Genomic DNA, 12,644 nt, shown 5'->3' with positions numbered 1-12,644 from the left:
GCGATGGGCCTGCGTAGCGTGTGGGAAATTCTAGCGGCGCGTACTGAATCGCGCGTGCCCCGATCGACGGGGTGGCTCGGCTAGTGGCTGCCCGCCAGCGCGCGCAGCGCCGGCGTATCGACAATTTCCACCGTTCTGTAATGGCAGCGAATCCACCCGGCGCGCTGCCACGCCTGTAAGTATTTGGAGATGGTTTGCCGCGAGCGCGCCAGCATGCGGCCCAGCTCTTCATTGCTGGCAGCCACGGTGCGGCCGTCACCGGCGCGGGCCAGTTGCAGCAGGCGCTGGGCCAGGCGCGCATCGGCGGGCATTTCGCTGGCGTGCTCGAACTCGTCGAAGATCAGCCGGATACGCTGGCAGAGCTGCTGCATCAGCGCCCACATGCCGGCCGGATAGGCAGACACCACGCGCGCAAATGCCGCACTGCCCAGCAGGATGAGGGTGGTCGGCCCTTGGGCGTGGGCACTGTGCGTGCGGCCGCCGCCGTCGATGAGGGCGATCTCACCAAACCATTCGCCCGCGCGCAGCACGCCGTAGACGAGTTCGCTGCCGCCGTCCGTCGTCCGGCTGATGCGCACGCGACCCCGCACGATCAGGAACATGCCCTGCGCGGGGCCGCCGTGGGGGTGGATGCATTCGCCGTCGGGGTAGGTGATGAGGCGCGCGGTGGGGGCAATCTCGGCCAGCAACGCGGCAGGGGCATCGCGCAGCCAGCCCTGGGCCAGTTGCCCCGGCGTGGGGGCGGAAGCGGTATGGGAGGCGTCTGGGGGCATGACGGCAGGATGCGGCAAGGGCGGTCCGACCATTGTCAAACGCTTGACAGTCTGCCGGCAAGGCCGGGCAGACAATGGCCCAGCGTTATCCACAATGGTTATCCACAGTAGTTGTCCACAGTGGTTATCCACAGCAGTCATCCACACCAAGCTGCGCACCCATGACGCGGCATTCCAGACCCGTTCAGGCGACGAAGGAGACACCCCATGACGCACGACACCGCCTCGCGCGCGACGTTTTCCCACATGGAGCATGGCACCCGCGAGGACTGGGCCGCCATTTCGGCCGAATTCATGCCCTATGCCCGCGCGTTGCCGGACCGCGTGCTCGCGCATCTGAAGTTGCTCGATGGCGATTGCGGCGGTTTCCCGATCGACCGCCTCGCGCATTCCCTGCAGACCGCCACGCTGGCCCACCGCGACGGCCGCGACGAGGAATACGTCGTCTGCGCGCTGCTGCACGACATTGGCGACACGCTGGGCAGCTTCAACCACCCGGACATCGCTGCGGCCATCCTCAAGCCGTTCGTGAGCCCCGAAAACCTGTGGATGGTCGAGAAGCACGGCATCTTTCAGGGCTACTACTTCTTCCACCACCTGGGCCTGGACCGCAACCTGCGCGAGCAATACCGCAGCCAGCCCGAGCTGTTCGAACGCACCGCCGAGTTCTGCGCCAAGTACGACGCCGCCGCCTTCATGGCCGATTACGACAATCTGCCGCTTGCCTTCTTTGAGCCGATGGTGCACCGCGTGCTGGCCAAGCCGCGCAACTCCATCTACGTGAAGGAAGGCGAGAGCGAACTGTCCAAGCCGAAAGCCGAGGCGGCGTAAAGACCTAGGGCTTTACCACGTTCACGGGCGCGCCGGCCGCCCACGCTGCCACGTTGGCGAGCGTCGTATCCGCGATGCCCGCCAGCGCCTCGCGCGTAAAGAACGCCTGGTGCGCGGTGACGATGACGTTGGGGAACGTCAGCAGCCGCGCGAACACGTCGTCCTGCAGCACATCGGCGGAGCGGTCTTCGAAGAACAGATCCGCTTCTTCCTCGTACACATCCAGCCCGAGGTGGCCGAGGTGGCCGGACTTGAGCGCATCGATCAGCGCGGGACTGTCGATCAGGCCGCCGCGGCTCGTGTTGATGAGCATCGCGCCCGTCTTCATGCTGGCGATCGCGCCGGCGTCGATCAGGTGGTGCGTATCCGCGTTGAGGGGGCAATGCAGGCTGACGATGTCGGACTGCGCCAGCAACGCTGGCAGCGGTAGATACGTCACCCCAGAGGCCGTCAGCGCGGCCTGCGGAAACGGATCGAACGCCAGCACCCGGCAGCCGAAGCCTGCCATGATGCGCGCAAACACCTGCCCGATCTGCCCGGTGCCGACCACGCCGACGGTTTTGCCGTGCAGGTCGAAGCCGAGCAGCCCATCCAGCGAGAAATCGCCCTCGCGTGTGCGATTGCAGGCGCGGTGCAGGCGCCGGTTGAGCGTGAGGATCATGCCGACCGCGTGTTCCGCCACAGCGTGCGGGGAATACGCCGGCACGCGCACCACCGTCAGCCCCAGGCGCTGTGCGGCGGCCAGGTCGACATGGTTGAAGCCCGCCGAGCGCAGCGCGATCAGCCGCGTACCGCCGGCCGCCAGGGCGGCCAGCACATCCGCGTCCAGGCAATCGTTGACGAACGGGCAGACCACCTCGAACCCGGCCGCGAGCGGCGCGGTGTGCACGTCTAGATGGGCACGCTGAAACACCAGGTCCAGCGTGTGTGCGCCACGCGCCAGGGCGGCGCGGAAGCTGTCTTCGTCGTAACGGTGGCTGCTGAAGAAAAGGATGCGCATGGCGGCGGAGCGAGAAGGGGATGCAGACAGCTTACTCGCCCCGCCGGGCGGCGCACACGGTCCTCAGAGCGTCAAGACGATGCGGCCGTCCACCTTGCCGGCCTTCAGGTCAGCCAGGACCTGGTTGATGTTGTCGAGCTTGTCGCGGTGGATGTGGGCGCGCACCTGGCCTTCAGCGGCAAACTGCAGCGATTCCTGCAGATCACGCCGCGTGCCGACGATGGAGCCGCGCACCGTGATGCCATTGAGCACCGTGGAGAAGATCGGCAGCGGAAAATCCCCCGGCGGCAGCCCATTGAGCGAGATCGTGCCGCCACGCCGCACCATACCCAACGCCTGCGCAAATGCGCTGCGCGACACCGCCGTCACCAGCACGCCGTGCACGCCGCCAATCTCTTTCTGAATGACAGCGGCCGGGTCTTGCTGGGTGGCATCCACGACGAGCTTGGCGCCCAGGTCGCGCGCCAGTGCCAGCTTCTCGGGCGCCACATCCACGGCCACCACATGCAAGCCCATGGCGATCGCGTATTGAACGGCCACATGCCCCAGCCCGCCAATGCCTGAGATGGCAATCCACTGGCCGGGCCGCGTATCGGTCATGCGGATGCCCTTGTAGACCGTAACCCCCGCGCACAGGATGGGCGCGATCTCTTCAAAACTGACTTGCGCCGGCAGATGGCCGACGTAGTTCGGGTCGGCCAATACGTATTCGGCATACCCGCCGTTGACGGAGTAGCCGGTGTTCTGCTGTTCGTGGCAGAGGGTTTCCCAGCCGGAGAGGCAGTGCTCGCAATGGCCGCACGCGGTGTAGAGCCAGGGCACGCCCACGCGGTCGCCTTCCTTGACGGCGGTCACGCCTTCGCCCACTGCCGCCACGAAGCCGACGCCCTCGTGGCCGGGAATGAACGGCAGGCGCGGCTTGACGGGCCAGTCGCCGTCGGCAGCGTGCAGGTCGGTATGGCAGACGCCGGAGGCTTCCACCTTGACCAGGATCTGGCCGCGCCCAGGTGTCGGAACGGGCACTTCCTCAATGCGCAGGGGTTCACCAAACGCGTGGACAACTGCGGCTTTCATCGACTGGGCCATGGAACATCTCCTGGTTGGGGGAAATACCAGTCTGGTCGACGCGCGGCCGGTGCGGGTTGACGTGCGTCAACGGTGCCGGCAAGGCTGTTAGCATGCCGGCATCTTTTGGCTTTTCAGCGAGCAGTCCCTTGCCCGTCACCCCAACTTTCCTCTGGCACGACTATGAAACCTTCGGCGCCGTGCCACGCCGCGACCGCCCGGCGCAGTTCGCGGGCATCCGCACCGATGCCGAACTCAACGAGATCGGCGAGCCCGTCGAGCTGTTCTGCCAGCCGTCCAACGACTGGCTGCCCGATCCGGTGTCGTGCCTCATCACCGGCATCACGCCGCAGCAGTGCGCCAAGCAGGGCATCCCTGAATACCGCTTCGCGCAGGCCATCGAGCGCGAACTGGGTATGCCCGGCACCATCGGCGTCGGCTACAACACCATCCGCTTTGACGACGAGGTCACGCGCCACCTGTTCTGGCGCAACCTGATCGACCCGTATGCGCGCGAGTGGCAGAACGAGTGCGGGCGGTGGGATTTGCTCGACGTGGTGCGCACCACGTGGGCGCTGCGCCCCGAGGGCATCCAGTGGCCGAAACACGAAGATGGCAAGCCGAGCTTCAAGCTGGAGCACCTCTCGCAAGCCAACGGCCTGGTGCATGAGGCCGCGCACGATGCCGTATCCGACGTGCGCGCGACGATTGCGCTGGCGCGCCTGATCCGCAACGCCCAGCCGCGCCTGTTCGACTTCTGCCTGGCACTACGCAAGAAGGACCGTGTGATCGCCGAGATTGGCAATGCGCCGCGCCCGCTGCTGCATATCTCCGGCATGTACGGCGTGGAGCGCGGCTGCATGGCGGTCGTCTGGCCGCTGGGCGGGCACCCGACCAACAAGAACGAGCTGATCGTGTGGGACCTGGCGTTCGACCCGACCGAGCTGTTCGACATGGATGTCGCCACCATCCGCGAGCGCATGTTCACGCGCACCGCCGATCTGGCCGAAGGCACGACGCGCCTGCCGATCAAGTCGATCCACATCAACAAGTCGCCCATCGTCATCAGCAACATGAAGACGCTGCAGCCCGCACAGGCTGAACGCTGGGGCATCGACTTCGCAACCGTCGAACGCCATGCCGCCATCGCCCAGGGCGCGCCGGACATGCGCGAAACGTGGCGCCGGGTCTACGCCCGCGAGTTGGAGCCGATTGCCGACGTGGACCAGAACCTGTACGGCGGCTTCGTCAGCAACGACGATCGCCGCACGCTCAACGAACTGCGCACGCTCAGCGGCGAGCAGCTCGCGCAACTGCACCCCGATTTCGCAGACGAGCGCCTGCCCGAGCTGCTGTTCCACTACCGCGCGCGCAACTTCCCCGATACGTTGAGTGAAGAGGAATACGAGCAGTGGGAGCAGTTGCGCGCCGAGCGGCTGTTTGAAGGCGTCGGCGGCTATCTCACCTTCGAAGCCTTCGGCGAGCGGCTGCAGCAATTGGGCGCCGAAGCCACGGAGAAAGGCGACACCCGCGCGCAGCACATCCTGCAAGACCTGTACGACTACGCGCAGCAGATCGTGCCGGGTTAATGACCCACATGCACAAAGAAAAACGGAGGCCGAAGCCTCCGTTTCTTCATGGCGATGCCGACGCGATCAGGCCGCGCGCTGCGCCGCTGCCGGATCACGCCATTGCGCGAGCAGCTTGTTCCAGCGGATACGTGCGGCGGCCAGGTTGGCCTCCTTCACGTGGCCGAAGCCGCGGATGTCTTCCGGCAGGCGCGCCAGTTCCACGGCCTGTGCCAGCTTTTGCGCCGACAGCCCCTTCACCAGTTCCTCCACCAGCGCACGGTATTCGCCGATCAGCGCGCGCTCGGTGCGGCGCTCTTCGGTCTTGCCAAACACGTCGAATGCCGTGCCGCGCAGGCCCTTGAGCTTGGCGAGCACCTTGAAGATGCGCATCGTGTTCGGGCCGAAGCGCTGCTTCACCAGATGGTCCTTCTCGTCGCGCTTGGCCAGCATGGGCGGCGCGAGCCAGAAGTTGAGCTGGTAGTCGCGGCCGGGTTCGCCTTCGAACTGCGCGCGCAGCTTGTCGAGGAAGGCTGGATCGGTGTACAGGCGGGCGACTTCATATTCGTCCTTGTACGCCATCAGCTTCGACAGGTTGCGCACCACGGCTTCCGTGAGCGCCAGCGGTTGGCCGGCGCCAACCACCGCCGTTTCTGCTGCACGCACACGCTCAACAACGGCGCGGAATTCCGCAGCATACGCAGCGTTCTGGTACGCGGTCAGCAGATCGACGCGGCGGGCGATCAGCGTGTCCAGCGAGGGCAGGGCGATCACATCCGCCTTGGCGCGAGGTGCATCGTCGGCCAGCTTCAGCACCGCATCACGATCCTGCGCGAGGTGGCGGCCCCATTCGAACGCGGTCTTGTTCTTCTCGACCGCCACACCGTTGAGTTCGATGGCGCGGAGGATGGCGTCGTACGTCAGCGGCAGCCAGCCCTTTTGCCACGCAAAGCCCAGCACCAACGGGTTGGTGTAGATTGCGTCGCCCAGCAGGCGCACGGCCAGCGTGTTGGCGTCTTCAAACGCGCAGGCGTCGCCGACGGCCGCACGGATGTCCGCCTCGGCCGAGCTGCCCGGGAAGCGCCAGTTCGGGTTCTTGATGAAATCCGCCGTGGGGGAGGCGGTGCTGTTGACGATGGCGCGCGTCTGGCCATGCTGCACCTTCGACAGCACTTCGTCCGACGCCGAGACAATCGCATCGCAGCCGATGACGAGATCCGCCTCGCCCATGGCGATGCGCGTGGCGTGGATGGAATCCGGGCGCTCGCCGATCTGCACGTGCGAGAGCACCGCGCCACCCTTCTGCGCCAGGCCGGCCATGTCGAGCACGGTCACGCCCTTGCCCTCGATGTGCGCGGCCATGCCGAGCAGGCCACCGATGGTCACCACGCCCGTGCCGCCCACGCCGGTCACCAGCACGCCGTACGCGCGCTGGATGGCGGGCAGTTCAGGGTGCGGCAGCAGCGGCAGGCTGTCCATTGCAATGCCGCGCGATTCCGGCTTGCGCACTTGCGCGCCTTCCGCCGTCACAAAGCTCGGGCAGAAGCCGTTCACGCACGAGAAATCCTTGTTGCACGACGACTGGTTGATCTTGCGCTTGGTGCCCAGCTCCGTTTCCAGCGGCTCGACCGACAGGCAGTTCGACTTGACCGAGCAGTCGCCGCAGCCTTCGCACACGGCGTCGTTGATGAACGCACGGCGTGCCGGATCGGCCATCGTGCCGCGCTTGCGGCGGCGGCGCTTTTCGGTCGCACAGGTCTGGTCGTAGATCAGCACGCTGGTGCCTTGCACCTCGCGCAGTTCGCGCTGGATCGCGTCCAGGCGATCGCGGTGGTGCACGGTCACGCCTTCGGGCAGCTTGATGGCGGCGTTGTACTTCTCCGGCTCGTCCGTAACGATGACGATGCGCGACGTACCTTCGGCATGCACCTGCGCGGCAATCTGCGGCACGGAGAGCGGGCCGTCCACCGGCTGGCCGCCAGTCATGGCCACGGCATCGTTGTAGAGGATCTTGTAGGTGATGTTCACCTTGGCCGCGATGGACGCGCGAATCGCCAGCAGGCCCGAGTGGTAGTACGTGCCGTCGCCCAGGTTGGCGAACACGTGCTGGTCGCCCGAGAACGGCATCTGGCCGATCCACGCCACGCCTTCGCCGCCCATCTGGCTGAAGGTGTCGGTGCGGCGGTCCATCCACACGGTCATGTAATGGCAGCCGATGCCGGCCAGCGCACGCGAGCCTTCCGGCACGTTGGTCGACGTGTTGTGCGGGCAGCCCGAGCAGAACCACGGCTTGCGCTCGGCGGTGATGCGCGGCTTGGCGAGCGCCTTTTCCTTGGCGTCGATGATGGCCAGGCGCGCTTCGATGCGCGAGCGCACATCCGACGGCAGCTCGAACTTCTCCAGCCGCGTGGCGATGGCGCGGGCGATCAGCGCGGGCGAGAGCTCGTAGTGCGCCGGCAGCAGCCAGTTGGCCATCGGCACCGACCATTCGCCGCCAGCGTTGTCGCGCTCATCAAACTTGCCGTACACGCGCGGGCGGACGTCGTCGCGGTAGTTGTACAGCTCTTCCTTGAGTTGGTATTCGAGAATCTGGCGCTTCTCTTCCACCACCAGAATCTCTTGCAGCCCTTCGGCAAACGCGCGCGCGCCATGCGCTTCGAGCGGCCACACGCAGCCGACCTTGTACAGGCGGATGCCGATGCGGCGGCAGGTGTCTTCGTCGAGGCCGAGGTCGACCAGCGCCTGACGCACGTCCAGGTAGGCCTTGCCGGCGGTCATGATGCCAAAGCGCGCCTGCGGCGAATCGAGCACCACGCGGTCGAGCTTGTTGGCACGCACGTACGACAGGCCGGCGTACCACTTGTAGTCGAGCAGCCGGGCTTCCTGCACCAGCGGCGGATCGGGCCAGCGGATGTTCAGGCCGCCCTGCGGCATGATGAAATCTTCCGGCAGGATGATCTCGGCACGGTGCGGATCGACGTCCACCGAGGCGGACGATTCCACCACGTCCGTCACGCATTTCATCGACACCCACAGGCCGGAGTAGCGGCTCATCGCCCAGCCGTGCAGGCCGTAGTCGAGGTATTCCTGCACGTTGGACGGATACAGCACCGGAATGCCGGCGGCCTTGAAGACGTGCTCCGACTGGTGCGCCAGCGTGGACGACTTGGCGGCGTGGTCATCGCCCGCCAGCACCAGCACGCCGCCGTGTGCAGACGAGCCGGCCGAGTTGGCGTGCTTGAACACGTCGATGGTGCGGTCCACACCCGGACCCTTGCCGTACCACATGCCGAACACGCCGCTGAACTTGGCGTTCGGATACAGATTGACCTGCTGCGAGCCCCAGACCGCCGTGGCGGCCAGATCTTCATTGAGCCCCGCCTGGAAGACGATGTTGTGCCCCGCCAGATGCTTCTTGGCCTTCCACAGGGCTTGGTCCAGCGCCCCCAGCGGCGAGCCGCGATAGCCGGAGATGAAGCCTGCCGTATTGAGCCCAGCGGCGCGGTCGCGCTCCTGCTGCAGCATCGGCAGACGCACCAGTGCCTGCGTGCCGCTGATGTAGATGCGGCCACGCTCAAGCGTGTACTTGTCGTCCAGGGAAACGGTTTCGAGCGCGCGGCGTAGCGCGTCGTTCAGAGGGGCATTCATGCGTGCTCCGGGTGGGGTGTGTCGGGATCACCGACAGCAGGTCTCTTTTGATGCCGCCCGCGCCGCTTCTTGTGGAAACTGGCAGACAGCCATGGGTCGGGGCATCGTAGCATCGCGTGACATTCCGAACACCGTGCAACGCAGCAAGAATGGGGGTGGGTTTTCCCGAGGTTGTAGCGTCTCGTGCACGCGTGCGTCGCGTCGGCGTGTCTGTGGGCGAAAGTTGTGCGGTGCATGCAACGTTGACGGCCGAATCGGCAAACTTGCGTCAACAAGCCAAGGTTGGAGCACTCGGCGGCTGGACATTGCCGCACCATGCCGCCATCCTCCGCGGTTACGTCTGCATTTCCCTCATTCGCGATCCGCATCATGTTCGGCACCACTTCCCTCCACGCACAGCCTCGGCACCCGCTGCCGGCCGGCTGCACGCGCGTGTGCAGCGGGGTGTCGCATGACATGCCCGGCGCCCACGTAGCCCTCCGGCACTTCCTGCTCGCCCGGCTTTCGTAAGCCGTGCGGGGCGCCGCCCATCTGGCGCCTCTGCCCCGTACGGCCACTTCCACTCAGTCTCATCTCTTAACGCTGGTTCGGCACCACCCGTGTCGGCACCAGTCCGTCCGCCATCTGCTGGTTGATCGCTGATCGTTGATCGCCAAGTTGCCGGGCGCAGGAACTGCCATGGAACTCACACAGAACTTCATCAAGGCCAAACAGCCTTGCGCGGCTGGCTATCGCTGGTACATCCGCAACCGCCACAACGGCACCGACTACCAACACCTGCTCGACAGCCTCGTGCGCGAAGGCCGCATCACCGACGCGATCTGGTTGCTCGACAACTTTGGCCCCACCGATGCCGTGCTCGAAGCCGATGCCATCGAGGCCGATGCGCTCGTCTTTGCCGGCACCATCGTCGTGCGCGGCGGCATCCATGTGGATGGCGTGTTGCGCGCGGGCCAAGCCATCCGTGCAGGTGGTGGCGTGCGCGCCGGCGAATCGGTTACCGCTGGCGGCGATCTGGAAGCCAAGGCTGGCCTCTACTGCGACGGCCCCGTCCATGTTGGCGGCGACTTGCGCGTCGGCTGGAGCGTGACTGCCACTGGCGCGGTGCATGTCGGCGGCGTCGCACGTGTGCATCGCGACCTGCATTGCGATGCCGATATCGATGTGGCCGACGATTTGCTGATCGGCGAAGCGCTGGCTGCGCGCGGCAACGTGCGCTGTGGCAAAGGGCTGCGTGCGGGTGCTGATGTCGTCGGTGAGGCATCCGTCGTGGCCGGGCACGGCATCCTGGTCGGCGCCGATCTGCGCGTGGGAACGCATCTGGAAGCGGGTTGGGGCATCAAGGCCTGGGGCGATATCGAAGCCGGTGGCGCCATCCGCGCAGGCGAGGGCGTCGAGGCGGGCGGTGCCATCGCCGCCGGGCCGGGCTATGGCATCCACGCTGGCCTGAACGTGCGCATGGACGACTGGCCCGCAAGTGCGCGCATCCGTGCGGCGGAACCGCCAGCGCGGCTCATCAGCGGCTACTGGGCGGAGGCAGCATGAGCGCTGCGCTGACCCTGCACATGCCGCCACCGGCCTTGCCAACGTTGGCATCGATGGTGCAATCGCTGCGTCGGTGGGTTGCGCCGCTCGGCCTGCGCACTGATGTCGACTTCAACAACGAAGACATCGAACGCGAACTCGACGCGCTGTATGAACGCATGCAAACGCCCGGCACGCCGCTGTATGGCATGACGTTGGACGACGGCACCTTGCCGGGCTTTCGCATTCACACGCGCGAAGCCGATGGCGAGATCTACGTCTATGTCGAAGACGTGGCGGCGCGGCGCCTGGCCGGCTACACGGTCTTCAACCGCTTGATCGAGCTGGACAAGCGCGCAGATTGCTATTTGCGTTCGCCGCACTCGAAGTACGCGTTGGCGTACCAGCGGCGCGGGTTGGCCTCGACCGTCTTCCGGCGCGCGCTCGACGGTGGGATGTGCTTGATGAGCGGCGCGCGTCAGTCCGTTGGTGTGCATGGCGTGTGGCAGTCGCTCGCCCGGCACTACCCATCGGGGTATGTGGAGGTGCGTGACAAGCGTTTGCGCTACCTGGGCGAGCACGTGGGCGATGTCGCGCTGCTGGAGGACTTGCACACGCGGCGCGTGCTGGTGGGAGCGGGCTGGAGCCTGGCCGAACTGGCCGCCGCCACCAAGATGGCCATCTGATCAGCCGGTCAGGGTTTCGATGACGTTGCGGATGCGCACGACCAGCTCGTCCATCATGCTGGCCGGCACGTTGCCATAGCCGAGCACGAGGCCGTTGTACTGCGGGGTGAATGTGCCCGGCAGGCAGAAACGCGACAGCGGCCGCAGCACCATCCCGCGCGTGCGGGCGGCGGTGCTCACATCCACGTCGGACACCGGCGCATCGAGCCGTGCGGAGAGGTGCATGCCACCCGCACCGCCGGAGACCGTCACCACCCCACCCAGGTGACGCTCGATGGCGGCTTGCAGTGCGTCGCGGCGCTCGCCATACAGACGCCGCATGCGCCGCAGGTGCCGCGTGAAATGCCCCGCCTCGATGAACTCCGCCAGCGCCAACTGCTCGGCGACACGCCCGCGCAGCATCATCGCGCCGGCTGCCTTGCGCAGCACGGGCGCCAGGGCTGGCGGCACGACCATGTAGCCGAGCCGCAGCGCCGGAAACAGCATCTTGCTGAACGTGCCCAGGTAGATGACGGGCGCATCCTCGGTCAGCCCCTGCACGGCCGATAGCGGCGCACCGGTGTGGCGGAATTCGCTGTCGTAGTCGTCTTCGATGATCCATGCCCCGGCTGTGCGTGCTTGCTGAATCAATGCAAGGCGACGCTCCAGACTCATCACCGCACCGAGCGGGTACTGGTGTGATGGCGTGATGTAGATGAGTTTCGGTGGCCGCTCGCACCAGTCGTCTGCGCTTGGGGCGAGGCCATCGGCATCCACGCCGATTGGCACGAGGCGCAGATCTGCCGCTTGCAGGGCCGCGCGCGCGCCGTAGTAGCCGGGGTTCTCGATCCAGGCGGTGTCGCCCGCATCGGCCAGCGCGCGGGCGCACAGGTCGAGGCTGTTCTGCGTGCCGTCAGTGATGAACACCTGCGCCGCGTCACAACGTACGCCGCGTGACACGCGCAGGTACTCGGCCACCGCCTGACGCAGCGCCACGTTGCCTTCCACCGGGCCGTAGCCCATCTGGCCCGGGCCGATGCGGCGCCAGCCGTGCTCCACACAACGGCGCCATTGCGCCAGCGGAAACTCATCCAATGCGGGCGTGCCGGGCAGGAAGGGCAGCAGGTCGCTCATCTCGCCGCTGGGTCGCTCCAGTCCGGTAACGCGGCGGGATAGCACCGGCGCGGGTTGCGGTGCCAGCGCCGGCGTTTGCTGCAGGCCGACACGCGCCACCACCGTGCCTTGCCGACGGCTCACCACAAAGCCTTCGGCCGCGAGTTGCTCATAGGCGTATAGCACCGAGTTGCGCGCGATGCCCAGTTCTTCAGCCAGCGAGCGCGTCGGTGCCAGTTGTGTGCCTTCTTCAATCTGACCGCTCAGGATGGCCGTGCGCAGGCAGGCGTAGAGGCGATGTTGCTGCGAGGCACGTGCACCCGCTTCGCGCGCAGCTGTGCGCTCGTAGTTCGATAGCAAGACGCCATAGTCCATCCTGGCTCCAAGATTGTGTGAATTGGTGGGTCTACGCATGGTGCCACGGTTTTTCTATCGTCGGCACGTTGATCGCCCATCT

At 66.3% G+C, this 12,644-nt stretch carries 9 protein-coding genes; 4 read left to right on the top strand and 5 right to left on the bottom strand.

Features of this window, described 5'->3' with window-relative positions; translation table 11 throughout:
• Positions 1–80: 80 nt before the first annotated feature.
• Positions 81–773, bottom strand: coding sequence for a Crp/Fnr family transcriptional regulator (locus ACN9M1_RS15345; RefSeq protein WP_426395657.1), 693 nt, complete (start codon positions 771–773; stop codon positions 81–83).
• 207 nt (positions 774–980) lie between these two features.
• On the opposite strand from ACN9M1_RS15345, the gene ACN9M1_RS15340 reads away from it, so the two are divergent.
• Positions 981–1,604 (top strand): HD domain-containing protein, encoded by a 624-nt coding sequence (locus ACN9M1_RS15340; RefSeq protein ID WP_426395655.1) that lies wholly within the window; start codon positions 981–983, stop codon positions 1,602–1,604.
• A 4-nt stretch (positions 1,605–1,608) separates the two neighbouring features.
• Here the strand turns inward: ACN9M1_RS15340 and ACN9M1_RS15335 are convergent, their stop codons facing one another.
• Both ACN9M1_RS15335 and adhP read right to left on the bottom strand, forming a co-directional pair.
• Complete coding sequence (locus tag ACN9M1_RS15335; protein WP_426395653.1) at positions 1,609–2,604, bottom strand: 2-hydroxyacid dehydrogenase; 996 nt, start codon at positions 2,602–2,604, stop codon at positions 1,609–1,611.
• Positions 2,605–2,667: 63 nt separating this feature from the next.
• Positions 2,668–3,690, bottom strand: a complete 1,023-nt coding sequence (gene adhP, locus ACN9M1_RS15330; protein WP_426395651.1) for an alcohol dehydrogenase AdhP — start codon at positions 3,688–3,690, stop codon at positions 2,668–2,670.
• A gap of 128 nt (positions 3,691–3,818) precedes the next feature.
• Between adhP and sbcB the strand changes: the two genes are divergently transcribed.
• Complete coding sequence (gene sbcB, locus ACN9M1_RS15325) at positions 3,819–5,258, top strand: exodeoxyribonuclease I (RefSeq protein WP_426395650.1); 1,440 nt, start codon at positions 3,819–3,821, stop codon at positions 5,256–5,258.
• Between the two features lie 66 nt (positions 5,259–5,324).
• On the opposite strand, the gene ACN9M1_RS15320 is transcribed toward sbcB, so the two are convergent.
• Positions 5,325–8,885 carry an indolepyruvate ferredoxin oxidoreductase family protein gene (locus ACN9M1_RS15320; protein ID WP_426395649.1) on the bottom strand — a complete coding sequence of 1,187 codons (3,561 nt, stop codon included), beginning with the start codon at positions 8,883–8,885 and terminating at the stop codon, positions 5,325–5,327.
• Between the two features lie 678 nt (positions 8,886–9,563).
• On the opposite strand from ACN9M1_RS15320, the gene ACN9M1_RS15315 reads away from it, so the two are divergent.
• Together ACN9M1_RS15315 and ACN9M1_RS15310 are read left to right on the top strand one after the other, a co-directional pair.
• The gene (locus ACN9M1_RS15315; protein ID WP_426395648.1) at positions 9,564–10,430 is read left to right on the top strand and encodes a hypothetical protein; all 867 of its coding nucleotides are present in this window, start codon (positions 9,564–9,566) and stop codon (positions 10,428–10,430) included.
• Complete coding sequence (locus tag ACN9M1_RS15310) at positions 10,427–11,095, top strand: N-acetyltransferase (protein WP_426395646.1); 669 nt, start codon at positions 10,427–10,429, stop codon at positions 11,093–11,095. Before ACN9M1_RS15315 ends, ACN9M1_RS15310 begins: the two co-directional genes overlap by 4 nt.
• Here ACN9M1_RS15310 and ACN9M1_RS15305 read toward each other — a convergent pair whose 3' ends face one another.
• Entirely contained in the window at positions 11,096–12,562 is a 1,467-nt protein-coding gene (locus ACN9M1_RS15305; RefSeq protein ID WP_426395644.1) for a PLP-dependent aminotransferase family protein, read from the bottom strand.
• Positions 12,563–12,644 lie beyond the last annotated feature (82 nt).

It is taken from the genome of Ralstonia sp. R-29 (genome assembly GCF_049913345.1).
Taxonomy (GTDB): domain Bacteria; phylum Pseudomonadota; class Gammaproteobacteria; order Burkholderiales; family Burkholderiaceae; genus Ralstonia.
Note: the sequence above shows the minus strand (reverse complement) of the source record. Positions and strands in the feature narration are given on the sequence as shown.